Genomic DNA, 25,612 nt, shown 5'->3' on the forward strand with positions numbered 1-25,612 from the left:
CTGACCCAATCCATTCAACTTTTTTCGGGCGTCCGCCTTCACGGCGGACGTTTCACCATGACCATGAAAACCTTGTTGTTGCGCGCCGCGTCGATCGGCGCGATCGCGATGGCGCTCGGTGCGTGCACGACGCAATCGGGCGTCACCTACGACATCCGCGCGGTGTCGATTCCCGGCAAGCCGGACACCGTATTCCGCGTGAGTTGCGACGGGCTGCTCGGCAGCGCGAACGCCTGCGCCCGCGCGGCGGAGGAATTCTGCCAGGGCAAGGGCTTCACGCCGCTCGAGATGATCGACCGCGTGTACAGCCGCGCGCCGATGAAGGACCCGCGCGAGATCACGTTCATGTGCGGCAAGCCGCAGCCGGTCGTGCAGGCCGCGCCGCCGGCGCCGCAGCCGCAACCGGCGCCGCAGCCGGTCCCGCAGCGCCAGGTGCTGCTGCAGGGCGATGCGAACTTCGCGTTCGACAGCGCGGTGCTGACGCCGGACGCGCGTAGCCAGCTCGACCGCTTCGTGCAGATCAACAGCGGTGTCGAATTCCGCCGCGTGGCGATCACCGGTTTCACCGATTCGACGGGCAGCAACACGCACAACCTCGCGCTGTCGGCTTCGCGGGCCCGCAACGTGATGAACTACCTGCGCGGCAACGGCTTGAAGGCGCAGTCGTTCGTCTCCGAAGGCCTCGGCGCCGCCGATCCGGTCGCGTCCAACGCGACCGCGGAAGGCCGCGCGCAGAACCGTCGCGTCGAGATCCGGATCGACGCGAAGTAATGCGCAACGGATGACGCTCCACCGGTACGCGCGGGGACCCGGTCGGCGCTGAGCCGACGGAAGGACGCTCCCACCCGCCCGCCCTGTACCTGGAACCGCCCGCTCGTCACGAGCCGGCGGTTTTTTTCATGGCGGTGCGCGGCGCGCCCGCCGCCGCCGGCCGGGGCGATGGCTGATGCGCCCGTTTTCGTGCGAAGATAGCGCCCAATTACGATCCACGACGCCGCGATGCGCGCCGTCGCCGCCCGCCGGGCGGCGAACCGGCCGCGACGATTGCCGCGCAAATCTGGACGACTATGGGAAGCTATCTGATACGCGTGGTACTGGCCGACGACCACCCGGCGATGCTGGTCGGTGTCGAGCACGGCCTGTCGTCGGTGCCGACGATCCAGTTGACCGGCAAGGCCGTCAATTCGACCGAGCTGATCCGGCTCGTCGAGGCCGGCGTGTGCGACGTCGTGGTGTCCGACTATGCGATGCCGGGCAGCGCGCACGGCGACGGCATCACGCTGTTCTCCTATCTCCAGCGCAATCACCCGGCCGTGAAGCTGGTCGTGCTGACCATGCTCGACAACCCGGCCGTGATCGGCGCGCTCACGCGGCTCGGCATCGAATGCATCGTCAGCAAGTCCGACACGATCGATCACCTGATTCCCGCGATTCATGCGGCCGCGACGGGCGGCACCTATTACTCGCCGTCGGTGGAGAAGGTCGTGCGGACGCTCACGTCGCATTCGAGCGCGCGGGCCGCCGACCAGAAGCGCGAGCTCAGCGACCGCGAACTCGAAGTCGTGCGGCTTTATGCGTCGGGCCTCACGGTCAACGAGATCGCCGACAAACTCAGCCGCAGCAAGAAGACGATCAGCACGCAGAAGGCGCGCGCGATGGAAAAGCTCGGGATCGACAAGGACATCGATTTGTTGCGTTACGCGATCGAGCACGGGATCGTCGCCGCATCGGCCAGCGAAGGGCGGGGCGGCGACGTGAAAGAGGAAGGCGGCGTCGATCCGGCCTGACGGCGCGCGACGAGGCCGGCCGCGCGGGATGGCGGCCATGACGAAAGGTGAGCGCGCCTGCCCGTACCGACGCACCGATGCCCCGGCACCATCAGGTTGCCGGGGCTTTTCGTTTCAGGTCGCGGCAGCGGCGTTACGCGCTGGCTTCGTCGCCGCGCACCGGCGGCGCATAGCCGTAGTCGGTCACGAGCCCGCAGGCGATCGCATAGCGCACCAGGTCGACGTCGCGCTCGATGCCGAGCTTCTGCATTGCCGAGCTTTTCTGCGTGCTGATCGTTTTCTTGCTGCGATTGAGCTTCTCCGCGATCTCGTTGACCGACAGCCCCGATGCGAAGAGGCGAATCACCTCGACCTCGCGCACCGACAGCGCGGGCGCCCTGCCGCCGACGCTGCCGGTGTTGCGCAGGATCCGGTCCATCGACGGCGACAGGTAGCGGCCGTTCGTATAGGCCGCGTGGATCGCCATCGTCAGGTGATTGGGCATGTCCGACTTGCTGACGATGCACGCGATGCCGATGTCGATCAGCGCGCGCAGCGCCACCGCGTTCTCCATCATCGTCATCACGACGATCTTCAGCCCCGGAAACCGCTTGAGCAGGGTCGTGAACATCGCGAGGCCGTCGCCGTATTCGGTGCCGGGCATCGCGTAGTCGGACACCAGCACGTCGCACGGATGGGTCGACAGCGCGTCCATCAGCTCCGTCGAGTTGTGCGCCGTCGCGACCACCGCGACGGTGTTCGTGGCCGACAGTTCGTAGCGGGCGCCGATGACGACGGCCGGATGGTCGTCGGCGATCACGATGCGAATGGGGAAGGTTCTGTTCATATTGGTCTCACGTGTCGCGCCGCGCCCGGCGGCGCGCGTGTCTCGCTCGGTTGAAAGAAGGGAATCGGCGCATGCGGGCCGCCGCGGGGCGCGCGATGGAAAGCCGCGCGTGAGGCGGATGCGCCGACGGCCGGTGGCGACTCCAGGCGGAATCGGCACCGGCCGTCGGCCGAACGGCGGGGGAGGACTCCCCCGCGTCGGGTCGATGCTCCGCGCGACGCGGAGCGATCGGGTCAGAACTCATAGCCGACTTGAGCACGGACACCCACGTCGCCGACCGACGTGATCGACGTCGCGCCGTTCACGAGCCAGTTGCCGCTGCGCGACCGGTAGGTGGCGCCGGCGGCGATCGCCGAGCCGCTCTTGAAGTTCGCGGCGCCGACCGCGACGACGGTCTTGCCCGGCTGCGACGGCGTCATGTTCGGCATCGCCATCGCGGCCGCGATACCGGCGTACGCGTTCTTCGCGACGTCGTTGATCGCGCGGTTCGTGTCGTTGAAGCGTGCGTCGACCGATTCCATCGCGCGGTCGAGCTGGCCCTTCGTCGCCGCATCGCTGGCGTTGATGCCGTCCGCGATGTTGACGAGCCGGCGGTTGCCTTCTTCCGTGCCGTTGCCGAACGAAACGGTGTTGGCTTCCGTTGCCACCGAGCCCTGGCCGATCGCGACCGAGCCGCTGCCGGTGGCCGATGCGCCTTGACCCAGCGCCGTGCTGTCCTTGCCCGATGCAACCGCGCCCTGGCCGAGCGCCGTGCCGTTTTCGCCCGACGCGACGGCGCCCTGGCCGACGGCCGAACCGTTGTTGCCCGACGCGACCGCGCCCTGGCCGATGGCCGAGCTGTTGCCGCCCGATGCCGTCGAACCCTGGCCGATGGCCGAACCGTTGCTGCCGGACGCGACCGCGCCCTGACCGACGGCCGAACTGTTTTCGCCCGACGCGAGCGCCTTCTCGCCGATTGCCGAGCTGTTTTCGCCCGATGCCACCGCGCCCTCGCCGACGACGGTCGAGCCGTCGCCCGTGCCCGGGCCGCCCGTGCCGGGGTTCGTTTCGAGTTCGCCGAGACGGTCGGACAGATCGTCGAAGCGGTGCGACAGGTCGCCGAACTGGCCGCTCAGCTCGCCGTACTGCTTCGCGAACTGCTCCTGCAGGTCGAACAGCTGGCTGCCGTTGATCGCGTCCATGCTCGTCGCGCTGATTTCGCCCGCGGCGACGCGCTGCAGCTTCGTGCCGAACGTGCCGGCGAACGTCACCGTGTCGAAATTCAGGCCCGAGTCATACGTGACCGCACCGACTTCCTTGCCCGTGTAGTCGATCAGGCCGGTGGCGCGGAGCTGCGACACGGTCACGACATCGTCGTCGTCCACGCCGTTCGCGACGCCGGACAGCACGCGCGCGCCGCTGGTGCCCGCGAAGTTCACCACCGAGCCGCCGGTGTTCGCGCCGACCGTGATGCCGCCCGTCATCGCGTCCTGCTGGACGAGGCCGAGCGTGCCGCTTTCAAGCTGCTCGGAGAGCTTCTTGAGGCCGCCTTCGTTGGTCGTGACGCGGCCGTCGAGGTTGGTGACGACGTCGCCGACGGAATTGACGATCTTCGTGCCGCCGCTGCCGTCGCCGACGGTGAAGGACGGTGCGGAGATCGAGCCGTCCGGGTTCACCGTCGCGCCGCCGCCGATCGCCGTGGCGACGCTGTCGGACACGCCGTGCAGTTGCGAACCATTGACGGCTTCGGTGCTCGTCGCCGACACGTCGCCTGCCGCGACGCCCTTGAGCGTGCGTGCAGTGCCGCCAGTCGCGCTGAAGTCCACGGCGGTGCCGTCGGTGTTCGCGCCGACCGTGATGTCGTCGCCGGGCTTCGCCTGCTGGACGAGACCGAGCGTGCCGCTGCCGATGTCGTCAGCGAGTTTCTTGATGTCGCCTTCGTTGGTCGTGACACGGCCGTCGAGGTTGGTGACGACGTCGCCGACGGAGTTGACGATCTTCGTGCCGCCGCTGCCGTCGCCGACGGTGAAGGACGGTGCGGAGATCGAGCCGTCCGGGTTCACCGTCGCGCCACCGCCGATTGCCTTCGCGACGCTGTCCGATACGCCATGCAGTTGCGAACCGTTGACGGCTTCGGTGCTCGTCGCCGACACGTCGCCTGTCGCGACGCCCTTGAGCGTGCGTGCAGTGCCGCCGGTCGCGCTGAAGTCCACGGCGGTGCCGTCGGTGTTCGCGCCGACCGTGATGTCGTCGCCTGCCTTCGCCTGCTGGACGAGACCGAGCGTGCCGCTGCCGATGTCGTCAGCGAGCTTCTTGATGTCGCCTTCGTTGGTCGTGACACGGCCGTCGAGGTTGGTGACGACGTCGCCGACGGAGTTGACGATCTTCGTGCCGCCGCTGCCGTCGCCGACGGTGAAGGACGGCGCGGAGATCGAGCCGTCCGGGTTCACCGTCGAACCACCGCCGATTGCCTTCGCGACGCTGTCCGATACGCCGTGCAGTTGCGAACCGTTGACGGCTTCGGTGCTCGTCGCCGACACGTCGCCTGCCGCGACGCCCTTGAGCGTGCGTGCAGTGCCTCCGGTCGCGCTGAAGTCCACGGCGGTGCCGTCGGTATTCGCGCCGACGGTGATGTCATCGCCCGGGTTGGCCTGCTGCACGAGGCCGGTGGTCCCGCTTTCGAGCTTGCTCAGCTTGTCGTCGATGTCCCCGATCTGCTTGGTATGGCCGGCGACGGTGCTGATCGTCGACGACAAGCCGGTACTCAGGCCCGAGACGATGCTGTTAGTCGACGAGAGTCCGGTGCTCAGTCCCGCAACGGTGCTGTTGGTCGAGGACAGGCCGGTGCTCAAGCCCGAGACGATGCTGTTGGTCGACGACAAGCCGGTGCTCAGGCTCGAGACCGTGACGTTGGTCGCGGCGATCGCGCTGTTCGTCTTCGTGAACTCGGCATTCATCTGGCCGAGGTTCACGGCGTCCGTGGGTTGCGTACCGTCAGCCACGTTGGTGATCTGCCGACGCAGCGTCGACGAGCCCACCGATACGCTGTTGTCGCGATCCGTGGTCGCACCGGCGCCGAGCGCCACCGAATCGGTATGGGACGCCTTTGCGTTGACACCCAGTGCAACGCCGTGCGAGCCGCTTGCGTTCGCGGCATTGCCGATCGCGATGGCGGCGCCGCCCGCACTAGTCGCCTGGAAGCCGAGCGCCGTGCTGTTGTTGCCGCTGGCGAGTGCGCTGTTGCCGAAGGCCGTCGCGTAAGATCCCGAGGCGCTCGTGTTCGTGCCGATCGCAAGCGCGGCCGTGCCGGCTTGCGCGGCGGCCGTGCTGTTGCTCGTGTCGATCTTGAAGTACGTATCGTCGACCTTCGTCGACAGCGCCGTGTTCATCTGGCCGACGTTCACGGCATCGTTGTCTTCCGTGCCGGCGGCGACGTTGACGATCTGGCGGGTGAACTTGTTCCCGTCGATATTGGGAACACCTGCACCCACGGATACGGTGTTGTCTCGGTCCGCAACCGTGCCGAAGCCCAATGCGACGGCGTTGTTGGCGCCGGCGCTGGACGTGGTGCCGATCGCGACCGACGCGTTGCCGGTTGCCACCGCAGCGCGGCCGGCGCCGATGGCGCTGCCGAGTGCAACGCTATAGTTACCGGTTGCCGTCGAATTGCCGCCGAGCGCCATGCTGGCGGTGCCGGTCGAGGTGGACGCGTTGCCCAGCGCACTCGAAAAATTGCCCGCCGCGGACGCGTTGGACCCGATGGCGGCCGAGTTCGAATTCGCCACACGCGCGTTCATCCCGAGCGCGACGGCGTTCGTCGCGCCGCTGACGACAGCTGCAGACTGGCCGATGGCGGTCGAGCCCGAGCCGCCGGCAGTCGAACTCGCCCCGATCGCCACCGCGCCGGTGTTCGTCGCGGACGAAGCGCGTCCGAATGCCAGCGCATCTTCGACCGTTGCCGATGCCAGGTAGCCCATCGCGATCGTGTACTTTCCGGCGGTTTGCGCTTGGCCGCCGATCGCGATTTGCCGGTCGCTGGCGTCTGCGTTCTTTGCGCCTGCACCAAGTGCAACCGAGTGCAGGCCGCTGGCCGTCGTGTTGGAGCCGATGGCAACTGAACTCGAACCCGCGGAAGTCACGGTTTGACCGATGGCGATCGCATTGGCGCCGGTTGCGTTTGCAGGATTTGCAGTAGCGTTGACCTTTACGAAGGTCGTATCGTCGGTCGCCATCGTCCCGACGGTGCCCATCATGCCGATCGCACCACCGTCTGCCGCCTTGCACACCCCCGCCGCATCGACCGTCCCGCTCGACCCGTCTTCCGTCGTGCACGTTTCCGCCGCGGCCGCGCCACCGATCGCCGCGCCGCCCAGCGCGATCGCGATCACCGCTTGCCGTGCCGCGCGCGCCGAGCCCTTCGAATGCGACTTCGCCGTTTCGGCCGCGGCCGTCCACGTGTTGGTCACGGCATTCCAGACGCTGCGATAAGTCTTGTTCATGTCCCTACTCCTTACAGTTTGTCAGTTCACAAACCGATGGTAGGGATCGGCCTCGTCCTAATCAGTCGTCCCTGGCTGATTCGAGATAGCGACCGTGTAGGCCCAGTCCTACGCGCGCGACGACGCGCCGCGGGCCTGCGCCGCGGAACGAAAGGCGATGGAGGGAGGAGGCCGGCGCGCGAGGGCCGGCCGTGCGGGATTCAGGTAGCCGGCGCCTGCGTCGCGCGCCGCTGCAGTGCTTCGCGCGCGAGCGCGTCCGCGTCGGCGAGCCGCGCCTCGAACGACGTCAGGTCGCCGCCGTGCACGATGGCCTGCAGTTCGCCGATTGCATCGGCCACCGCATGTTCGTGAATCGTCGCGAACGCGCCGCGCAGCGAATGCAGTTCGTGACGCAGCGCGGCGATATCGTTGCGCGATGCCGCGTCGTGCATCGCCGCCACCGATTGCGCTCGACTCGCGTCGAGCAGCGCATGCACGTCCGGCGGCAGTGGACCTTGCGCGAGATCGACGAGCGTGCGCGCGGCGGGCGCCTGCGCGGCGGCCGTCTGCGCGTAACGCCGCACGGTGCGATCGATCGTATCGAGCAGCACCGGCTTCACGAGCACCGCGACGATGCCCGCTTCCGCGCAGCGCGCATGCTCGGCCGCGCTCGCATGCGCGGTGACGGCGACGATCGGCAGCCCCGGATACTGCGCACGCAGCACGTGCGCGAGCGTATAGCCGTCCATCCCCGGCATGTTCAGATCCGTCATCACGAGGTCGTAGCGCGTATCCGCGCAGCGCCGCAGCGCCGCCGCGCCTTCGTCGGCGGCATCGGCCGCATAGCCGAGCGTGACGAGTTGTCCTTGCAGCAGCGTGCGGTTGACCGGATGATCGTCGACGACGAGCACGCGCGCGGTGACCGGCGGCAGCGCCGCATCGCCGGCCTGCGCGGCGTCGTGCTCGGCGATCTGCGCGTCGGTGGCCGCGCGCAGCGGCAGCGTGACGACGAACGTGCTGCCCTTGCCGGGTTCGCTCTTCACGTCGACCGTGCCGTGCATCATCTGCGTGAGCTGCTTCGTCAGCGCGAGGCCGAGGCCCGTGCCGCCGTAGCGGCGCGTGATCGACGTATCGGCCTGCGTGAAAGGCCGGAACAGCGCCGCGCGCTGCGCGTCGGTCATGCCGATGCCCGTGTCGCTGACGCCGATCGCGACCGGCGATTCTGGGTCCGTATCGTCGCGCAGGTAGACCTCGAGCGTGATTTCTCCGTGGTTCGTGAACTTGATTGCGTTGCCGACGAGATTCGCGGCGATCTGCCGGATGCGCGTCGGGTCGCCGACGTAGCGCGACGCGAGCGCGTCGTCGACGAACACGTCGAACTGCAACCCTTTCGCGGCCGCGAGCGGCTCGAACATCGCGCCGGTTCGCCGGATCGTTTCCGCGAGATCGAACGGGATCGCCTCGATCGTCATCTGGCCGGCTTCGATCTTCGACAGGTCGAGGATGTCGTTGATCAGATCGAGCAGCACCGACGACGCGCCCTCGACCGTATGCAGCCGCTCGCGCTGCGAATCGGCGAGCGGTTCGCGGCCGATCAGTTCGAGGTTGCCGAGGATCGCATTGAGCGGCGTGCGGATCTCGTGGCTCATCGTGGCGAGAAACGCCGATTTCGCGTCGTTCGCGGCGTCGGCGGCGCGCGCCGCTTCGTCGAGCCGGCGCTCGATGTTCTTCTGCGACGTGATGTCGGAGAAGTTGCACAGCACGACGTCCCTGTCGCGAAAGCGCGTGCGCACGAGATTGACGAGCAGGTCGACGGCCTCGCCGTCGGCGGTGGGCAGCGTCACGTGCAGATCGGGTTGCCACGCGGCGGCGGCGGGCGAACGGTCGAAGCGGGCGAGCAGCCGCGCCGGCAACGAAGGCTCGCCGGCCCGCCGCGCATCGTAGTCGCGCATCGTGTCGTTCTGCAGCAGCACCGCGCCGTCGGCGAGCGACAGCAGCGCGATGCCGGACGGCGCCGCTTCGACGATCGTCCGGTTCAGGTTCTCGCTGTCGATCACGCGGCGCGTGCGCGCGTCGTCGGGCTTCAGCACACGGCGGTCGAAGCGCACGAGCAGCCACCAGACGAGCGCGATCACGGCCAGCATGACCGCGACGTACCAGCCTGCACGCAGGCCGATCGTCGCGAGCAGCGAGCGCAGCGTAAACGCCTGCACGAGCGTCCAGTCGGTTTCAGGAATCGGCTGGCTGAGCGAAAACAGCCCGTCGCCGAACGCCGTGCGCGGGCCGCCGCGGCGCGCGGCCTCGCGTGTATGCGCGGCGAGGCGTTCGATCGCGGCGCGCGTGGCGTCGTCGTCGGCCGCGGTGCCCGCGCGCAGTAACGTTCGGCCGTGAGCATCGACGACGATCGCCGCGTCGGTCGTCTCGCCTGCGGACAAACGCGTGCGCAGCACGTCGACGGGCAGCGTCGACAGGAAAACGGCGCGCGGCGATTGCGCGTTGTAGACGGCGCCGGCGATCCGGAACACGTCGCGCCGCTGCACGGGGTCGTAGACGGGCGGATGCCATTCGTATTGCCCGGGCGGCGGCGTGCCGATGCCGGCGGCGACTTTCGCGACGAGCGTCGCTGCATTGGTCGCGGGCGACGCGGTGAGCGGATCGGGCGGCACCGGTTCGGGAATCACGACCGCGAAGCTGCGGTCGGGGCGATACGCGTAGCCGGCGATCGCGCGATCGGCGTCGTGCTTCGCGACGTACGCGCCGACGCGATAGCTCATGTCGCTCGCCATCGCCAGATCGTGCGCGTAGCTGTCGGCCGGGTGCGCGGGCGACAGGTCGGCCAGCACGAGCGTCGGCGGGAAGGCCGGGCTGCCCTGGATGATCAGCCGGCCGCGACCGGCCGCGAGGGCGGCGACGCGCGCCGGATCGGTCGCGCGCGAATTCCACACGGCTTCGTCGTGCGTGACGAGCGTGTCCATGCCCGTCGTGCGCATCTTGAATTCGATCTGGACCAGGAACTGGCGCACCGCGAAGGTCGTATAGCGCGCCTGGATCGCCTCGCGCGCCATCGTATACAGCATCAGGCCGCTCGCGAGCAGGATCGCGACGGTCACGGCGGCGCCGCCGGCATACAGCAGCGCGCGTTGGCGGCGGCCGACGCGGGTCGGCGCGGCGGACGGGTGCGCGGCGGCGGAGCGGGAATGATCGGGTGCGGCGCGGTGGTCCATCGGGAGCGGGGCGGTCGGCCAGGGTGCCCCCATGATAATGGAGTCCGATCAGCGCGCAATGGGGCCTGTCAGGGTTGCCGGGTGCCGGCGGGCCGATCGGCGGGCGGCGATCGCGCCACGGGGCCGGCTATCGGCGCGGCGCCGCTTCGTCGTCGTCGGGCGGCGTGCCCGGCTCGCACGTGACGAGCCGATACCCGAACCCGTACATCGTCATCATCTTCACGCCGTGCCGGCCGTCGAGTTCGAGTCGGTCGCGCAGATACGCGACGTGCGTGTCGAGCCGCCGGCTGGAGGCTGCGACGAGCGACCCCCACACGAGCTGGCTCACGTGCGCGCGGTCGAGTGCGCGGCCCATGTTCAGGAAGAATGCGGTCGCGATCTGGAAATGCTTCTCGGTCAGCACGTGCTCGCGGCCGGCGACGTTCACGCTGCGCGTGGCCGTATCGAACTCGAACGCGCCGATACGCCAGTGGCGATGATGGGTCGCGCGATGATGCGACCAGCGCAGCCACGTCGCGATGCTCGCGATCAGCGTGTCCGGCGGCACGGCGTACGGATGATGCTCGTTCGCGCCGGCGATGAAACACGCGGAGCGCGCGAGCTCCGCGTCGCGCTGGCTGATCGACACGATCGCGACGGTGCCGGCGAAACGCGCGCGCAGTGCATGGATCGCGTCCGTCGTGCGCCGGCAGGCCGTTTCGCATTGCACGACGAACAGATCGAACGCGCGCGTGTCGCAGGCCGCGAGCAGGTCGGGCAGATATTCGAAGCGCGATGGCCGGTAGCCGGCGCGGCGCAGGATGTCGTCGATGCGCAGGCGGTCGTAGCCGTAGCCGGCGCGACGCAGCCGGTCGTCGAACGTGCCGCGGCTCGGATGGTCGATCGTCAGGATCGCGATGGCGGTGGAAGGGGCGTCGGTCACGATGCGGACGGGTGAAGCCGGTGCGGCGCGGGTGCGGCAGGCGTACGCGGTCGGATGAAAAGAGGCGGGATCATGGCCGGACAGGTTCCGGGCAGTTAGCGGCGTGACGCCGTCCAAAAAAAGTCCCGCCGGGGAGGCGGGAAAAGTATCGACTATGGAGCCTGTACTCCAGGAGGCAACGGAGAACAAGCAAGCCGATTCTGGTCGGTTCGGAGTCTGAAGAAAATCAGCCCAGTCTGAAATTGCAGGCGGTGCAATCGATGTTGCCGCGGTTTGGGACTGGGCTGACAGCCGGCATAACCGGATTCGGACCACGGGCTGCGTCGATTTGCCGACAATGACGACCACCGGCGCAGGGGGCGGCAATCGTCTCGTGCAGTGCCCGGCCCGTTTTCCGGCTTGCCATCGAACATGAAACCGTCTTTCCGAATCGCCGCGCTGGCCGCGTGGCTCGCGCTGAGCCTCGCCGGCACTGCGTTCCTCATCTCGCGCGCCGTGTCCGACGCGTACGGCCGCTTCTTCCAGGATTCGAGCATCACGATCCGATTGCTCGCGCAGAAGGCCGCGCAGCACGAGGCGATCCTCGCGACGCTCGGCGCGTCGTCGCTGGCCGCGCCGCCTGCGCACATGCTCGACAACCTGCGCGAACGGATGCCGCAGCTCGACGGGCTTGCGTACTGGCGGCCCGGCGCGGGCTGGCAGACCGACGGCGGACCGGCCCCCGACGCGCTGCCGCAGCAGCGGCCCGGCAAGCCGTTCAGGCTCGCATTCGACGGCCCGGCCGCATACTGGCTCATCGCCGGGACCGGCTGGGCCGTGCGCGTCGATCCGCGCCGGATGCTGCAGCCGGGCGACTGGTCGACGGCGATTTCATCGGCGGCGCTGGAATTGCGCGACCGCCGCGTCGAGTTGCTGCAGCGCGTGAGCGGCGACGCGACGCCGTTGTGGACGATGCATCTCGAGAAACACCTGCCCGCGCAGCCGCAGGCATTCGTACTGCGCACCACGCGCACGCTGACGGCCGTCGATTTGCCGTGGCTGCCGATCGGGCTGTGGAACGCGGTGGCGGCGCTGCTCGCGGCGGGCGCGCTCGGCGCATGGCGGCTGCGCGAGGCGCGGCGCCGCGAGGATGCGCGGGCGCGCCTCGATCGCTTCGGTCGGCTCGATACCTTCGGCGAAATGGCGGCCGGCCTCGCGCACGAGCTGAACCAGCCGCTGACCGCGATCGTCAGCCACACGCGTGCGGCCGAACGCATGCTCGATCGGCCGACCGAGCGCGACAGCGTGCGCCGCGCGCTGCAGACGAGCGTCGCGCAGGCAAAGCGCGCGGCCGCCATCCTGGAGCGCATGCGCGAAGCCGTGACGACCGCGCATGGCGGCGAGCGCCGCGCGCTCGATCCCGACGCGATCATGCAGACGCTGCTGTTCCTGTACCGCGACGAATGCGCGCGCGAGCACATCGCGCTCGGCTGGCACAACGCGGCGGCGCGCGAGCGGCCGTTCGCGGAGCCGATCGCGGTCGAGCAGATCCTGCACAACCTGATCCAGAACGCGCGCGACGCGCTGGCCGGCGCCGGCGTTGGCACGGGTGCATCGCGTGGCGAGATTCGCGTCAGCGGCGCGCGCGTCGGCAAGCACTACCGCTTCAGCGTGACCGACAACGGCCCGGGCGTGCCGGAAGAGACGCTGCCGCGCCTGTTCGAACCGTTCTTCACGACCCGTGCGCGCGGACTCGGCCTCGGGCTGCCGCTGTGCGACACGCTCGCGCAGCGCCAGGACGGCACGCTCACGGTGCGCAACCTGCCATCGGGCGGCGTCGAAGCCGCGTTGCTGCTGCCGCTGGCCGCGGAGGCCGCATGAGCGATTCACTTCAACCGTCTGCAGTCCGCGACGCCTCCGTCGTCGCGATCGTCGACGACGACGAAGCCGTGCGCGACGGCCTCGCGTTGCTGCTGCGCACGGTCGGCGTGCCGACGCGCTGCTATCCGGACGCATCGGCCTTCCTCGCCGATGCCGACGACGCGGCGCTCGGCTGCGTGCTGCTCGACATCCGGATGCCGGGCATGAGCGGCCTCGATGCGCTCGACCAACTGCGCGCGCGGCGCGACCTGCCGGTGATCGTGATGACGGGTCACGGCAACGTCGACGCGTGCCGGCGCGCGTTCAAGCGCGGGGCGCTCGATTTCCTGCGCAAGCCGGTGGACGACGACGAGCTGATCGACACGGTGCAGCAGGCGCTGCGCCGGCAGGCCGCGCGGCGTGGCCAGGACGACGCCGATCAGACCCGCACGGCGCGCCTCGCGACGCTGAGCGCGCGAGAACGCGAGGTGCTGGAAGGGATCGTGCGCGGCGGCAGCAACAAGGAGATCGCCCGCGAACTCGGGCTGTCGCCGCGCACCGTCGAAACCTATCGCGCGAACGTGTTCGACAAGCTGCAGGCCGCGTCGCTGGTCGAACTCGTGCGCGATTACGCGGCGCTCGCGGGCGGCTCGCCTCCGTAGCGCTACGGAGGCGCAACCCGTAGCCGAACGGGTTCAACGATCGCGGCGCGATTCCTACGATGACGGCTTCTCCGACTCGTCATTCATCGTCAAGGATTCGATACACCATGATCAAGCGCTTTGCCCTGCCGTCCACGCTCGCCCTGCTGTTCTCGGGCGCCGCTTTCGCCGATACCGTCGCCGCGCCGGAGACGAAGAAGACCGCCGACGAGAGCGACGCCGGCTACTACGCGACGGGCCGCGTCATCGGCGCGTTCGACAACGCGGTGAACATGGAGCTGACGAGCCCGCGCGTCGCGAGCCGCGTCGGCGGCCCGGAGACGGGTTCGAACGTCACCGGCTCGCTCGGCCTCGGCTACCAGTTCGGCAATGGCTGGCGCGCGGAAGGCGAATACGTGTTCAAGCGCACCAACAACTTCACCAGCTACTGGGCGCCGTTCGACGCGAATGCGAACGAATTCCACGTGTCGGCGCAGCGCCTGATGCTGAACGGCTACAAGGACTTCGATCTCGGCCGCGGCTTCTCCGTGTACGGCACGCTGGGTATCGGTGTCGCGATCGTGTCGGCCGACGGCTGGCAGACCAACGATACGCGCCGCTTCGCGTCGAAGACGCAGACCAACCTCGCATACTCGGCCGGCGCGGGCGTGAGCTACGCGATCAACAAGCGTTTCTCGATCGATCTCGGGTATCGCTATGTCGACATGGGCAACGTCGAGACGGGCTTCAACACGTTCGCGAACCGCATCAACGCACGTGACGAACAGCTGAAGTCGAAGCTGTCGTCGAACGAAGTGTTCATTGGCCTGCGCGGCCGGTTCTGATGGAAGTCGCGCCCGCGGAGACGCATCGCATGAAGAACGTGATCGATACGGGGCGACGCAGGCTCGTGCTGGCGACGACCGCGCTGGCCGCCGTGCCCGCATGGGCAACCGACGGGGCATCCGCGCCGGGCGTCGCGCCCGGTGTGCGGCGCGACGCATCGCCCGATCTGACCGTGCGCATCGTCGACATGCTGAACGGCGTCCCGGCCGAAGGCATGCGCGTCGAGCTGTCGCGCGTCGACGGCACGCAAGACGTGCCGATGCGTCGTGCGACCGTCGATGCGCGTGGCGGTACCGGCACGCCGCTGCTGGCCGGCGACGCGTATCGCGCGGGCACGTACACGCTGACGCTGCATGTCGGCGAGTACTTTCGTGCACGTGACGTGCCGTCGCCGTTCCTGACGGTCGTGCCGGTCCGCTTTCGAGTCGCGCGCGACGACGAGCGGCTGCATGTCGCGGTGCAGTTCGGCCGCTGGAACTACACGTATTACCGCGGCACGTGATACGGCCGCACCTGCGCAAAAGGAGCACGACATGACGGGCATCAGCACGCATCTGCTGGACGTCGCCACCGGCAGGCCGATCACCGGCGTGCGGATCGAACTCTTCGACCTGCGCGAGCAGCCGCCGGCGCTCGTCGCGCGTGCGGTCAGCAACGCGGAAGGGCGTAACGACGCGCCGATGCTGGACGGCGATCTCGCGCGCCGCGGCGCGTTCGAACTGCGGTTTCATCTCGGCGAGTATTTCCGCGTGGCGGATGCGCTGACGGATGTCGTGCCTGTGCGTTTCACCGTGACCGATCCGGCGCGGCACCATCACGTGCCGGTGGCGTGTTCGCCGTGGTACGTGTCGGTGTATCGCGGCAGTTGAGCGTTCGACGGACGGTGCGAGGGCGCGATGCGCGGTACGCGCGCGGAGGGCGCCGTCCGTTCGGGCGCCCCCGGCGCGACGGTAGGACCAGGCTGACCGTCGCATCGGACCGAAGGTGACGCAGTCCGATTTACCGGAACCGGGGCGACGGCGATACTCGGAGCCATTCGTTCAACTACGGGAGCACGGATTGCCGCGGCGGATGTCGGATGTCGCGCAATGCGTCGTCGACATCATGAGCATGCAGGACATCACCGGGCATTACGCGATTCCGCTCGTGCATCCGTTCTCGGATGTGCCGCCGCCGTACGGCCGCCGACGCCGGCCGTTCGTGGCGAGCCGGCGGGCGCGGCAACACGTGTTCGATATCTACGGCGCGCCGCGCGTGCCGGCACCCGCGGCGAACGGTGGCAACGTCGTCGGCGCTGCGCGGCCCGTCAAGGTCGTGCGCGCCGAGGATTTCGGTTCGGACAACCGCGCATGGGTGCGCCCGCATCCGCTGCGCCGCCGCTGGCGTCTGACGTTGATGACGTGTGCGCTGGTCGGCGCGGCGTGCATCGTCGCGACGCATCTGGTCGACGAACGCCAGCATGCGGCGGAGCATGACGCGGGTTATTCGACTGCGATCGCGGCAGCGCCGACGGCGGCCGTCGCGGCGACGGAAGTCGCGCGGGCCACGGGCCACGCGGCGGAAGTCGCGATCGTGCGGGCGGATCGTGCGGCGCCGACGGATGCGCAGATGAAGGCCGCCGCGACGGTGGTGGCGGAAACCGCGTCCGCGGAGGCACGCGCGTTGCACGTCGCGGGTAGCGGGTCGGCGGCTGAACCGGTCGCGGTGGCGATGGCTGTCGCGTCGAATGCTGTCGTCGCGGAAGCCGCGGTGCCGCGTGCCGATCGCGGATCGTCGGCGCGCAAGCCGGTTGCGGTGGCTGCGGCGCGGCCGGCGGCGAAATCCGCAGGGGCGCCGCGTGGCAAGGCGGCGCGTCAGGCTGGCGCGAACGCGCCTGCCGTCCAACATGCAGCGATTGCGGCACGCGGCGCGATGCCGCATGCGCAACCGGCTGCCCGAGCGACCGATACGTCGGCGGCCACGCCGGTATCGAGTTCGGCTCAAGCCGTCGGCATGACCGCCGCCGAGTTTACGCAATGGCTCGCCGCGACGCGCGACACGTCGCGGCCGGCAGCGGCCGGCACCGATCTGACGGTTGAATTGCCGAGTCACACACGGTTGGTCGGGCGCTGACCGGCGCGCGTCGCGCGGCCGGTATCGACCGACGGAACGGCCCGGCGGCGCCGTGTATCGGCGTCGCTTTCCTGATTTCCATATTTCGACTATTATCGAATTATGGAAATCAACGAAACCATTGCCGCCCTCGCGGCGCTCGCGCATGAATCCCGCCTCGCGGTCTTTCGCGCGCTCGTGCAGGCCGGGCCACAAGGCATGCCGGCCGGCCGGATCGCCACGCTGCTCGACGTGCCGCCGTCCTCGCTGTCCTTTCATCTGAAAGAACTCGCGCACGCGCAGCTCGTGACGAGCCGCCAGGACGGCCGCTTCGTGTTCTATTGCGCGAACTTCGACACGATGAACGGGCTGCTCGGCTATCTCACGGAGAATTGTTGCGGCGGCAATCCATGCTCGCCGGTGTCCGGCTGCTCGCCTTCCGGGAAGATCGATCGTCCCCGTCAATCCTGACGCGCGTTCGCGCGCCTTCGCCCATGACCACGAACGTCCTGATCCTCTGTACCCACAACTCGGCGCGCAGCGTGCTGGCCGAGGGCATGCTCAATCACTGGGCCGCGACGCTCGGCAAGGATGTGCGTGCATACAGTGCCGGCAGCGCGCCGAGCGGCCGTCTGAATCCGTTCGCGCTGGAAGCGCTGACGAATGCCGGTGTCGACGTCGGCGGCTATCGCAGCAAAAGCTGGGACGAGTTCGTCGGCGACGGTGCGCCGGAAATGCGCGTCGTCATCACGGTGTGCGATAGCGCGGCGTCGGAGACGTGCCCGTACTGGCCCGGCACCCCGGTCAACGTGCATTGGGGCTACGTCGATCCGTCGAACGTGACGGGCGACGACGGCAAGCGTCTTGCCTTCGAACTGACGCGGCAGGCGATCGGCTACCGGATGCTGCAGTTGCTGGCGCTGCCGCTCGATCGCATGAGCAACACCGAACTCCAGGTGGCGCTGACCGCTATCTCGCAAAATTGATCGCTTGCGTTGCCATTCGAAGCATCGAGCGGCCAGCCGCCACTTCAACACCGACGCCCACGCCATGAACAACGTCAACGTCGCCCCGCCGCGCAAGGTTCTCGCGAAGTCGTCCATCAACGTCTTCGAACGCTACCTGACTGTATGGGTGGCGCTGTGCATCGTCGCGGGCATTGTCTTCGGCCAGGCGCTGCCCGGCCTGTTTCAGGCGATTGGCCGGATGACGTACGCGCAGGTCAATCTGCCGGTCGGGTTGCTGATCTGGGTGATGATCGTGCCGATGCTGGTCAAGGTCGACTTCGGCGCGCTGCACGAGGTGCGCCGGCATGTGAAAGGCATCGGCGTCACGCTCGTCGTGAACTGGCTCGTCAAGCCGTTCTCGATGGCGTTCCTCGGCTGGCTGTTCATCCGCCACTTGTTTGCACCGCTGCTGCCGGCGGAGCAGCTCGACAGCTATGTCGCCGGGCTGATCCTGCTGGCTGCTGCGCCGTGCACGGCGATGGTGTTCGTCTGGAGCCGGCTGACAGGGGGCGATCCGCTCTTCACGTTGTCGCAGGTGGCGCTGAACGACGGCATCATGGTGATCGCGTTCGCGCCGCTGGTCGGCCTGCTGCTGGGGATGTCGGCGATCACGGTACCGTGGGCGACGCTGCTCACGTCGGTCGTGCTCTACATCGTCGTTCCGGTCATCTTCGCGCAAATCATGCGCAGGCGGCTGCTCGCGAACGGCCAGGCTGCGTTCGATGCCGCGATGACGAAGATCGGCCCGTGGTCGATCGCCGCGCTGCTGGCCACGCTCGTGTTGCTGTTCGCGTTCCAGGGCGAAGCGATCCTGAAGCAGCCGCTGGTGATCGCGCTGCTCGCGGTGCCGATCCTGATCCAGGTGTTCTTCAATTCGGCGCTTGCGTACTGGCTCAATCGCGCGGTCGGCGAAAGGCACGACATCGCATGCCCGTCGGCACTGATCGGCGCATCCAATTTTTTCGAACTGGCGGTCGCGGCCGCGATCAGCCTGTTCGGTTTTCATTCCGGCGCAGCGCTGGCCACCGTCGTCGGCGTGCTGATCGAGGTGCCGGTGATGTTGCTGGTCGTGCGCATCGTCAACCGGTCGAAGGGCTGGTACGAATGCCGGGTTCGAGATCACGAGAGAACCGCCCCATGACCGACTCCCTGAACGACCTGCCGCAACTCGACGCCACGCTGTTTCGCGTGCCGGACGTCGCGCAACTGCGGCCTGCGGCGCCATCCACGCATCCGCTGCGGTTCCTGCTGCTGTACGGCTCGCTGCGCGAGCGTTCGTTCAGCCGTCTGCTGGTCGAGGAAGCTGCGCGCCTGCTCACGGCGATGGGCGCCGAGGTGCGCATGTTCAATCCGGGCGGATTGCCGCTGCCCGACGACGCGCCGGAGAGCCACCCGAAAGTGGTCGAGCTGCGCGAGCTTGTGATGTGGTCGGAAGGCATGGTGTGGTGTTCGCCCGAACGTCACGGTGCAATGACCGGGATCATGAAAGCGCAGATCGACTGGATTCCGCTGTCAGTCGGCGCCGTGAGGCCGACGCAGGGCAAGACGCTCGCGGTGATGCAGGTGAGCGGCGGCTCGCAATCGTTCAACGCGGTGAACCAGATGCGTGTGCTCGGGCGCTGGATGCGCATGCTGACCATCCCCAACCAGTCGTCGGTGGCGAAGGCCTTCATGGAATTCGACGAAGCGGGGCGGATGAAGCCGTCCGCGTATTTCGATCGCGTCGTGGACGTGACGGAAGAACTTGTGAAGTTTACGCTGCTCACGCGCGATGTCGGTCCCTATCTGGTCGATCGGTATAGCGAGCGGAAGGAAAGCGCGGAAGAACTTTCGAAACGCGTCAATCAAGCGCGTGCCTAGCGTTCGCCATCGAATCGACGCCGGGGCGTTCGGCCAGATTCCGATGCGCAGGGTTGGATTGGCGTAAGCGTGTCGGATCCAGGGATGTCGCAGCAAACCGGGAGTGCAACCATGGCACATATTCGTCAAGCGACCGAATCCGATCTGGCCTCGATCGAGGCGCTGCTTCGGGTCAGCTGTTTGCCGACCGAGGGCGTCGCCTTGTATCTGCCGCATTTCGTTGTTGCCGATGCGGCATCCGGCATCGTGGGATGTGGCGGAATCGAGTTCCACGGACGTCATGCGCTCGTGCGTTCGATCGCCGTCATCGAACACGCGCGTCGTGCCGGTGTGGGGCGCATGCTGGTGGCCCGTTTGCTCGAACAATGCCGCGCTCGCGCCGTCCGGTCGGTCGGGTTGCTGACCACGACGGCAGAAGACTACTTCGCCGGGCAGGGTTTCGTCCGTATTGCGCGCAAAGATATGCCGGAGCCGTTGTTGGCGTCCAGCCAGTTTCAGGGTGTCTGTCCGGGATCGGCCGTCGCGATGCTGATGGTCTGCGACGACAAAATCAGACTCGACTGATTCCCTTGCCGGTTCACATTCCCGACAATCAAGTTTCTGCGGCCCGGCATACCCCCGTGTGCCGGATCATGGAGATATCTCCTCTTTGCGGCCGGTCTTCTCGACTGGCCGCTTTTTTATTCCCGTTCGTTACCGGAGAGCACGATCGCGATGCAGCTCGACCGCCTGATCCCTGAAATCCTGTTCGGCTTCACGGGCCTGATCGGCATCATCAACCCGTTCGGCATGGCGTTCGTGTTTCTCGAACGCACGCAATCGCTGAGCGAAGCCGAGCGCGCGATCCTGTCGAAGCAGCTCGCGACGAACGTGTTCTTCACGCTGCTCGTGATCTTCTTCGTCGGCGCGCCGGTGCTGAACTTCTTCGGGATCTCGATGGAGGCGTTGCGGATGGGCGGCGGCTTCGCGGTGGCGGTGGCCGGCTGGTCGATGCTGAATGCACCGGACGTCCCGGCCGGCGGCGACGTCGCCATGCATGGCGACGATCTGCAGAAGCTGATGTCGCGCGCGTTCTTTCCGCTGACGGTGCCACTGACGATCGGCCCCGGCTCGATCGCGGCCGGCATCGCGCTGCATGCCAATCGTGCGCATACGGCGAGCGATTACCTGGTGTCGGGTGTCGTGTCGGTGGCGGTCGCGGCGCTCGTCGCGTTCGCGATCTGGCAGATCTACAGCCGCGCGACGACGCTCGCACGCTATCTCGGCAGCGAAGGGACGAAGGTCGCGATGCGCGTGTCCGCGTTCCTGCTGCTGTGCGTGGGCGTGCAGATCATGCTGACGGGCTTGGCCGCGTTCGTGCAGATGCTGGGCGGGCAGGCGGGGTGAGAAGCGCGCGCTTTCATGGTTTGTGTCGGCGCCCGATAAAAAAGCCGCTCCGTCAGGGAGCGGCCGGTTCGCTACATCAGCTTCGCTTGTACCCGCGCAATCCCCTGCAGCGCACACGCTTCGTCGAGATGGCCGCCCGGCGCACCACCGACACCCACCGCGCCGATCACTTCGTCACCGGCCTTGATCGGCACGCCGCCGCCGAGTACGAGGAAGCCGTCGATGGCCGTCATCTGCGCGGCGGCCGGGTTCTTCTGCAGGTTCGTGGCCAACGTGGCGGTCGGCGTTTTCGTCGACAGCGCGGTGTAGGCCTTGCGCTTCGACGCATCCACCGTATGCAGCCCCGCGTTGTCGCCGCGCAGCACCGCGCGCTCGATGCCGCTTCGGTCGGTCACGGTGACCGTCACGTCGTAGCCGCTGGCCGAGCAGGCCTGGATCGTCTGCTGCGCGATGTCGGCGGCGAGATTCAACGACAGGTTTTTTTCGTGAAGCACCTGGGCGGAAGCGGCGGTCGTCAGCGTGGCGGCGACGAGCGTCGCCAGGGTAGCGCGAATGATCATGTGAACTCCTCGATGAAATGACGGATGCGAGCGGGGCATTGGGTGGGCGGTTTCATGCGAACTTTCTTGAAAACCGCCAGCGCTTGCGACCGATGCGCAGGCCGTTACGGCCCGGAGCGATCGGTCGCGGTCGTCCGCTCGATGAGTTCAGTGTCGGCCAGTGGGAAGGGAAGCTGAATAGGACAGGGCTGATTCTTGCCGCGGCTATCGCGCGTCGCGGCCTTTGGCGGGCACGCGGCCGTGCGCGGGGGTATCCGCTGTACCTTGCACCGGGAACACGCCACCGCAATGCGGGCAGCACGGCCCGTCGCCGTCGGCGGGCCGCGTATTGGCCCGGCTGCGCTCCAGCGCCGATGCAACCAGCTCCGCGCCCATGATCCCGGTCGGAAACGCGATGATCCCGTAGCCGAGCAGGATCGCGCACGACGTGATCAGCCGGCCGAGCGGCGTGACGGGCGTCAGGTCGCCGTAGCCGGTCGTGCTCATCGTCACCGCTGCCCAGTAGACGCCGACCGGAATGCTCGTGATCCCGTGCTCCGGCCCTTCGACGAGAAAGATCACGGTGCCGAGAATCACGACGAGCACGAACATCCCGCCGATGAACACGAAGATCTTGCGCCGCGCGCGCGTGAGCGCGCGGATCAGCATCTGCCCTTCCTCGAGATAGATCGACAGCCCGAGGATGCGGAACACGCGCAGCAGGCGCAGCAGCCGCACGTCGATCAGCGCGTGCAGGCCGGGGAAGAAGAACGCGAGATAGGTCGGCAGCACCGACACGAGGTCGACGATGCCGAAGAAGCTGCGCGCATACGCGGCCGGCTTCTTCGCGGAGCAAAGGCGCAGCAGATATTCGGCGGAAAACAGCAGCGTGAACGCCCATTCGGCCGCATAAAGCGCGTGGCCGTATTGCTGGTGCAGCTCCTGCACGCTGTCGGCCATCACGACGAGCACGCTCGCGACGATCAGCGCGAGCACCGCGATGTCGAGCTTGCGCAGGAACGAAGAGCGGCGCGCGACACGGGTGACGGCATCGCGCGCCGTATCGAAGGAGGACTGGATCAGCGAAATCATGGGCCCGAGTGTACGGATCGCGTATCGCCGGGCCTATCGGACGAGTCTGATTCGAGCCGCGCCGGATTCCGGCGCCGCGCTTGCGGTCAGATCAGGAGCGTGAGCGTGTGAAACAGCGCGACATCCTCCTTGCGCGCGGAGCGCGCATGCTGGCGGATCACGTGCAGCAGGCAGTCGATGAAGCAACGCGCCGCGTCGAGCCCGGATTTTGGCGGTTTCTCGTTCGGCGGCACGTACAACTTCAGCAACGACACCGGGTTCGCGAACAACCGGCAGTGGAGCGTCGGCGCGCAGTACGAGCAGGGCGGCCTGCTCGTCGGCGCGGCGTTCCTGAATGCGGACGACCGGGCGCGACGGCCGGCGGCGCGATCGCGGGCGCGGGGTCGGTCGGCGCGGATGCGAACTTCGCGTCGGCGAGATTGCGGATTTTCGGCGCGGGCATCAACTACACCGCAGGGCCCGCGACGGTGGGGTTCGCGTATACGAACAGCAACGTCACGCGGCAGAGCGCGAACGTCGGCTACCTGTTCGGCGACGAGACGATCGAACCGTTGACGGGGCCGCTCGCGGGCGGCACGGTCGCGGCGATCAAGTACCAGAACGTCGAAGTGAACGGCAAGTATCAGTTCACGCCGGCGTTCTTCGTCGGTGCGCAGTATGTGTACACGACCGTGCGTTATGACACGACCATGGGCAGCGCGAAGCCGAAGATCCATTCGATCGGGCTGATGGCCGACTACACGCTGTCGAAGCGCACCGACGTCTATCTGATGGGCGGTTACCAGCGGATCGCCGGCGATGCGACCGGCTCATCGCTCGATCAGGCCTATGTCCCCGGGGCGGCCGATCTGTCGTCGACGTCGAGGCAACTGATGGTGCATGCGGGAATTCGGCACAAGTTCTGAGGGCGTGACGCGGGAAGACCGGGGCCGGCATCACGCCGCGTGCGCGGCGCCGGCCATTGGACGGACATGAGGCATTCGGGCACTTGCCGGGTGGACGTGTCACGCGGTCGATACCGGACAGGTGGGGCGGCTTCCGGTCAGCCGTCGGCCATTACTGCCCGAAGCGTTGCGTGACGGTGTCCTTCAGCCGTGCGGCGGTCAGCTCGCCCATGTGCGATTCGACGAGTTCGCCTTTCGCGTTGAAGAACAACGTGGTTGGCAGCCCGCGCGAGCCATACGCGTGCATCGCATGCAGCGAAGGGTCGAGCAGCACGTGATCGAAGCGCAGGCTCTGCTGTTCGAGGAAAGCGCGAACGGCTTGCGCGCTTTCTCCCTGGTTGAGCATCAGTACCGTGATGCCCGGATGATCGCGCTGCGCCTGTTCGAGGATCGGCATCTCACGGCGGCACGGCGCGCACCACGTTGCCCACAGGTTCACGACGACCGGCTTGCCGACGAAGCCCGCCGGCAATACGGGCGTCGAATCGAGCGCCTGGAGCGGTATCGCGGCGAGCGGCGGCGCGCCGCGTTGCAACGTCGCCAGCGTGCCTTGCGCGATGCCCCACGCACCGAGGCCCGCGACGATGCCGGCCAGCACCGGCCGACGCAGCGCAGGCAGGCGGCGCAGACGCCAGCCCGCGAACACCAGCGCGGCCGCGATGCCGATGCGCGCGTCGAAGCCGCCATCGCCGAGCGCGACGATCGCGCGCGGCGTCTCCGCATAGTCCGGCCACCATTGCGCGACGTAACCGGCGCGCGCGGCCATCAGCCCGAGCAGCAGCGCGTCGAGGATCAGGCTCGACGCGGTCTTGTGATGCCCGTCCGGCGGGCGGCGCTGGATGACACGCGCGACGAGCCACGCCAGCAGCGCGGCGACGGCGACCGCGACGACGCGGATCGAGAAGGGACCGATGCTCAGCATGAAATAGGAAGAATGGACGTGATCGAGCGGGGCAGAAGACGGGATGGTCCGCCGCGACGATGAAGCCGTCGACGGTCGTGCGGCGTTTCGACCGGTTGCCGCGTATGGGGGTTCCCGCCGAGAACGTAACGGCGTGTTGCGGATCGCGACAGGCGCTCGGGCGGTCAGGACTGCGTGATGTGCACGTCAACGTGCAGCGAATCAGACCGGTCTGATGGTCAGCGGGATACTGTTCATCAACAATACGCAGGCCGGTCTGGTGTGGTGTCCGCCGGTATCCCGCATAGGGATCTCTCCTTGACGGCCGCTCCGCTCGCGAGCGGCCGCTTTTTTTAGCGTCGTGCCAAGCGACGTTCGCGCGGGCGGGTGTCTCGTGGCGGTCGGTGGGCTGGACCGCATCCGATGCATATCGGCTGGTTCAACGGAATCGAAACGCTGCCAGATGCGAGCACGGGGCATTCACTCGCGCATTGCGCGACACCCGGTTTGGACCGGCCAGGCCGGTCGTTGGCGGCGGCACCGGGGCTGCCGCCATGGCCCGACGGGCCGCGCATCCACGATCCGTCGGGCGTCGGGTCTTACAGCTTCTTCGACGCTGCCGATGCCGCGTCGCCTTGCGTTGCCGCGGTCGCCGGATCGAGCGTCGCGATCGTCTTCTCGGTGAATTTCTCGTACAGCCAGTCCATGCGCATGCTGTCGATGCCCGCGATACCGCCGAGCGCATACGACGCCGACACCTTGAAGTGATCGAGCGGATGATTGTCGGCATCGGCGAACGTGACGGTGCCGTCGACGTAATCGCTGCCGGCCATGAAGCCGAACATGACGGCCGAGAAACTCGAGCGCACGCGAATGCCGGTGACTTCGACATTCAGGTGCATCGCATCGGTTGCATCCGCTTTGGCCAGCAGCTTGCGTGCGTCCAGTGCGCTTTCGATTTTCTCCTGGAGTTTCTTCGCGTCGAACTTCAGGTTGTCTTTCAATGCTTCCTGCGCGGCGTTGTCGAGCGTGACCGTCACGATCACGGGTTTCTTGCCGAACTGGGGCGTCGATGCGGTCACGGTGGCCCCTGCCGGATCGCGGGCGTCGCGCGTCACGCTGCTGGCGCAGCCCGACAGTAGGCCGATCGTCACGAATGCCAGCGCGGCATGGCGGATAACAGATTTCATGATTGGTCTTTTGATTGAGATTATTGGAATGGGCCTTATGGCCGAACGGAAAGCTAGCAT

Annotated in this window: 22 protein-coding genes and 2 pseudogenes; 15 read left to right on the forward strand and 9 right to left on the reverse strand. The window is 67.7% G+C overall.

Features of this window, described 5'->3' with window-relative positions; translation table 11 throughout:
- The first annotated feature begins 57 nt into the window (after nt 1–57).
- Entirely contained in the window at nt 58–771 is a 714-nt protein-coding gene (locus CFB49_RS29615) for an OmpA family protein (RefSeq protein WP_089493103.1), read from the forward strand.
- A gap of 296 nt (nt 772–1,067) precedes the next feature.
- Entirely contained in the window at nt 1,068–1,787 is a 720-nt protein-coding gene (locus CFB49_RS29625; RefSeq protein WP_089437483.1) for a response regulator transcription factor, read from the forward strand.
- A gap of 133 nt (nt 1,788–1,920) precedes the next feature.
- On the opposite strand, the gene CFB49_RS29630 is transcribed toward CFB49_RS29625, so the two are convergent.
- The 4 genes from CFB49_RS29630 to CFB49_RS29645 all read right to left on the reverse strand — a co-directional run bounded on the left by CFB49_RS29630 (nt 1,921) and on the right by CFB49_RS29645 (nt 11,216).
- Entirely contained in the window at nt 1,921–2,613 is a 693-nt protein-coding gene (locus CFB49_RS29630; protein ID WP_059721047.1) for a response regulator, read from the reverse strand.
- A gap of 233 nt (nt 2,614–2,846) precedes the next feature.
- Nucleotides 2,847–7,091, reverse strand: coding sequence for an ESPR-type extended signal peptide-containing protein (locus CFB49_RS29635; protein ID WP_089493104.1), 4,245 nt, complete (start codon nt 7,089–7,091; stop codon nt 2,847–2,849).
- Between the two features lie 200 nt (nt 7,092–7,291).
- Complete coding sequence (locus CFB49_RS29640; protein ID WP_249190354.1) at nt 7,292–10,327, reverse strand: hybrid sensor histidine kinase/response regulator; 3,036 nt, start codon at nt 10,325–10,327, stop codon at nt 7,292–7,294.
- Nucleotides 10,328–10,421: 94 nt separating this feature from the next.
- Nucleotides 10,422–11,216 (reverse strand): winged helix-turn-helix transcriptional regulator, encoded by a 795-nt coding sequence (locus CFB49_RS29645; protein WP_256122082.1) that lies wholly within the window; start codon nt 11,214–11,216, stop codon nt 10,422–10,424.
- Nucleotides 11,217–11,627: 411 nt separating this feature from the next.
- On the opposite strand from CFB49_RS29645, the gene CFB49_RS29650 reads away from it, so the two are divergent.
- The 12 genes from CFB49_RS29650 (at nt 11,628) to CFB49_RS29705 (ending at nt 20,886) form a co-directional block, all read left to right on the forward strand.
- The gene (locus CFB49_RS29650) at nt 11,628–13,076 is read left to right on the forward strand and encodes an ATP-binding protein (RefSeq protein ID WP_069620350.1); all 1,449 of its coding nucleotides are present in this window, start codon (nt 11,628–11,630) and stop codon (nt 13,074–13,076) included.
- Complete coding sequence (locus CFB49_RS29655; protein ID WP_089493106.1) at nt 13,073–13,717, forward strand: response regulator transcription factor; 645 nt, start codon at nt 13,073–13,075, stop codon at nt 13,715–13,717. The genes CFB49_RS29650 and CFB49_RS29655 overlap by 4 nt, the downstream gene beginning before the upstream one ends.
- Nucleotides 13,718–13,824: 107 nt before the next feature.
- Nucleotides 13,825–14,541, forward strand: a complete 717-nt coding sequence (locus tag CFB49_RS29660; RefSeq protein WP_089493107.1) for an outer membrane protein — start codon at nt 13,825–13,827, stop codon at nt 14,539–14,541.
- Nucleotides 14,542–14,570: 29 nt separating this feature from the next.
- Nucleotides 14,571–15,044: a hydroxyisourate hydrolase gene (locus CFB49_RS29665; protein WP_179234965.1), complete on the forward strand. Its 474-nt coding sequence runs from the start codon at nt 14,571–14,573 to the stop codon at nt 15,042–15,044.
- 31 nt (nt 15,045–15,075) lie between these two features.
- Nucleotides 15,076–15,411: a hydroxyisourate hydrolase gene (gene uraH / locus CFB49_RS29670; protein ID WP_089493109.1), complete on the forward strand. Its 336-nt coding sequence runs from the start codon at nt 15,076–15,078 to the stop codon at nt 15,409–15,411.
- A 202-nt stretch (nt 15,412–15,613) separates the two neighbouring features.
- The gene (locus CFB49_RS29675; RefSeq protein ID WP_249190353.1) at nt 15,614–16,654 is read left to right on the forward strand and encodes a serine protease; all 1,041 of its coding nucleotides are present in this window, start codon (nt 15,614–15,616) and stop codon (nt 16,652–16,654) included.
- Between the two features lie 102 nt (nt 16,655–16,756).
- Nucleotides 16,757–17,104 carry an ArsR/SmtB family transcription factor gene (locus CFB49_RS29680; protein ID WP_069620346.1) on the forward strand — a complete coding sequence of 116 codons (348 nt, stop codon included), beginning with the start codon at nt 16,757–16,759 and terminating at the stop codon, nt 17,102–17,104.
- 23 nt (nt 17,105–17,127) lie between these two features.
- Nucleotides 17,128–17,619 carry an arsenate reductase ArsC gene (locus tag CFB49_RS29685; RefSeq protein ID WP_069620345.1) on the forward strand — a complete coding sequence of 164 codons (492 nt, stop codon included), beginning with the start codon at nt 17,128–17,130 and terminating at the stop codon, nt 17,617–17,619.
- A gap of 64 nt (nt 17,620–17,683) precedes the next feature.
- Nucleotides 17,684–18,781, forward strand: a complete 1,098-nt coding sequence (arsB, locus tag CFB49_RS29690) for an ACR3 family arsenite efflux transporter (protein WP_069620344.1) — start codon at nt 17,684–17,686, stop codon at nt 18,779–18,781.
- Nucleotides 18,778–19,500: an arsenical resistance protein ArsH gene (arsH, locus tag CFB49_RS29695; RefSeq protein WP_069620343.1), complete on the forward strand. Its 723-nt coding sequence runs from the start codon at nt 18,778–18,780 to the stop codon at nt 19,498–19,500. The genes arsB and arsH overlap by 4 nt, the downstream gene beginning before the upstream one ends.
- Nucleotides 19,501–19,584: 84 nt before the next feature.
- Nucleotides 19,585–20,064 (forward strand): arsenic resistance N-acetyltransferase ArsN2, encoded by a 480-nt coding sequence (gene arsN2, locus CFB49_RS29700; RefSeq protein WP_249190352.1) that lies wholly within the window; start codon nt 19,585–19,587, stop codon nt 20,062–20,064.
- Nucleotides 20,065–20,214: 150 nt separating this feature from the next.
- On the forward strand, nt 20,215–20,886 hold the full coding sequence (locus CFB49_RS29705) for a MarC family protein (RefSeq protein WP_069620342.1): 672 nt from the start codon (nt 20,215–20,217) through the stop codon (nt 20,884–20,886).
- Nucleotides 20,887–20,957: 71 nt separating this feature from the next.
- Here CFB49_RS29705 and CFB49_RS29710 read toward each other — a convergent pair whose 3' ends face one another.
- From CFB49_RS29710 to CFB49_RS29720, 3 genes and pseudogenes are all read right to left on the reverse strand, one after another.
- The gene (locus CFB49_RS29710) at nt 20,958–21,446 is read right to left on the reverse strand and encodes a GlcG/HbpS family heme-binding protein (RefSeq protein ID WP_089493110.1); all 489 of its coding nucleotides are present in this window, start codon (nt 21,444–21,446) and stop codon (nt 20,958–20,960) included.
- A 204-nt stretch (nt 21,447–21,650) separates the two neighbouring features.
- Entirely contained in the window at nt 21,651–22,517 is an 867-nt protein-coding gene (locus tag CFB49_RS29715; protein ID WP_089493111.1) for an ion transporter, read from the reverse strand.
- A gap of 86 nt (nt 22,518–22,603) precedes the next feature.
- Nucleotides 22,604–22,714, reverse strand: a pseudogene (locus tag CFB49_RS29720) (LysR family transcriptional regulator); the annotation flags it as partial.
- On the opposite strand from CFB49_RS29720, the pseudogene CFB49_RS29725 reads away from it, so the two are divergent.
- Nucleotides 22,713–23,422 (forward strand): annotated as a pseudogene (locus CFB49_RS29725) (porin); the annotation flags it as partial. The pseudogenes CFB49_RS29720 and CFB49_RS29725 overlap by 2 nt on opposite strands.
- A gap of 151 nt (nt 23,423–23,573) precedes the next feature.
- Here CFB49_RS29725 and CFB49_RS29730 read toward each other — a convergent pair.
- Together CFB49_RS29730 and CFB49_RS29735 are read right to left on the reverse strand one after the other, a co-directional pair.
- Nucleotides 23,574–24,383: a TlpA family protein disulfide reductase gene (locus CFB49_RS29730; protein ID WP_089493112.1), complete on the reverse strand. Its 810-nt coding sequence runs from the start codon at nt 24,381–24,383 to the stop codon at nt 23,574–23,576.
- A 578-nt stretch (nt 24,384–24,961) separates the two neighbouring features.
- Entirely contained in the window at nt 24,962–25,552 is a 591-nt protein-coding gene (locus CFB49_RS29735) for a DUF4410 domain-containing protein (RefSeq protein ID WP_089493113.1), read from the reverse strand.
- Nucleotides 25,553–25,612: the final 60 nt, after the last annotated feature.

Source organism: Burkholderia sp. AU17457, from assembly GCF_002223255.1.
Lineage (GTDB): Bacteria > Pseudomonadota > Gammaproteobacteria > Burkholderiales > Burkholderiaceae > Burkholderia > Burkholderia sola.

Excerpts from the sequence above, each read along its gene's own strand:
- CFB49_RS29640 (WP_249190354.1), bottom strand. The coding sequence starts at position 10,327 with ATGGGGGCACCCTGGCCGACCGCCCCGCTCCCGATGGACCACCGCGCC.
- CFB49_RS29635 (WP_089493104.1), bottom strand. The coding sequence starts at position 7,091 with ATGAACAAGACTTATCGCAGCGTCTGGAATGCCGTGACCAACACGTGG.
- CFB49_RS29665 (WP_179234965.1), top strand. The coding sequence starts at position 14,571 with ATGAAGAACGTGATCGATACGGGGCGACGCAGGCTCGTGCTGGCGACG.
- CFB49_RS29625 (WP_089437483.1), top strand. The coding sequence starts at position 1,068 with ATGGGAAGCTATCTGATACGCGTGGTACTGGCCGACGACCACCCGGCG.
- CFB49_RS29660 (WP_089493107.1), top strand. The coding sequence starts at position 13,825 with ATGATCAAGCGCTTTGCCCTGCCGTCCACGCTCGCCCTGCTGTTCTCG.
- CFB49_RS29655 (WP_089493106.1), top strand. The coding sequence starts at position 13,073 with ATGAGCGATTCACTTCAACCGTCTGCAGTCCGCGACGCCTCCGTCGTC.
- CFB49_RS29680 (WP_069620346.1), top strand. The coding sequence starts at position 16,757 with ATGGAAATCAACGAAACCATTGCCGCCCTCGCGGCGCTCGCGCATGAA.
- arsH (WP_069620343.1), top strand. The coding sequence starts at position 18,778 with ATGACCGACTCCCTGAACGACCTGCCGCAACTCGACGCCACGCTGTTT.
- CFB49_RS29735 (WP_089493113.1), bottom strand. The coding sequence starts at position 25,552 with ATGAAATCTGTTATCCGCCATGCCGCGCTGGCATTCGTGACGATCGGC.
- arsB (WP_069620344.1), top strand. The coding sequence starts at position 17,684 with ATGAACAACGTCAACGTCGCCCCGCCGCGCAAGGTTCTCGCGAAGTCG.
- CFB49_RS29730 (WP_089493112.1), bottom strand. The coding sequence starts at position 24,383 with ATGCTGAGCATCGGTCCCTTCTCGATCCGCGTCGTCGCGGTCGCCGTC.
- CFB49_RS29630 (WP_059721047.1), bottom strand. The coding sequence starts at position 2,613 with ATGAACAGAACCTTCCCCATTCGCATCGTGATCGCCGACGACCATCCG.
- CFB49_RS29710 (WP_089493110.1), bottom strand. The coding sequence starts at position 21,446 with ATGATCATTCGCGCTACCCTGGCGACGCTCGTCGCCGCCACGCTGACG.
- uraH (WP_089493109.1), top strand. The coding sequence starts at position 15,076 with ATGACGGGCATCAGCACGCATCTGCTGGACGTCGCCACCGGCAGGCCG.
- CFB49_RS29685 (WP_069620345.1), top strand. The coding sequence starts at position 17,128 with ATGACCACGAACGTCCTGATCCTCTGTACCCACAACTCGGCGCGCAGC.
- CFB49_RS29675 (WP_249190353.1), top strand. The coding sequence starts at position 15,614 with ATGTCGGATGTCGCGCAATGCGTCGTCGACATCATGAGCATGCAGGAC.
- CFB49_RS29705 (WP_069620342.1), top strand. The coding sequence starts at position 20,215 with ATGCAGCTCGACCGCCTGATCCCTGAAATCCTGTTCGGCTTCACGGGC.
- arsN2 (WP_249190352.1), top strand. The coding sequence starts at position 19,585 with ATGTCGCAGCAAACCGGGAGTGCAACCATGGCACATATTCGTCAAGCG.
- CFB49_RS29650 (WP_069620350.1), top strand. The coding sequence starts at position 11,628 with ATGAAACCGTCTTTCCGAATCGCCGCGCTGGCCGCGTGGCTCGCGCTG.
- CFB49_RS29715 (WP_089493111.1), bottom strand. The coding sequence starts at position 22,517 with ATGATTTCGCTGATCCAGTCCTCCTTCGATACGGCGCGCGATGCCGTC.
- CFB49_RS29615 (WP_089493103.1), top strand. The coding sequence starts at position 58 with ATGACCATGAAAACCTTGTTGTTGCGCGCCGCGTCGATCGGCGCGATC.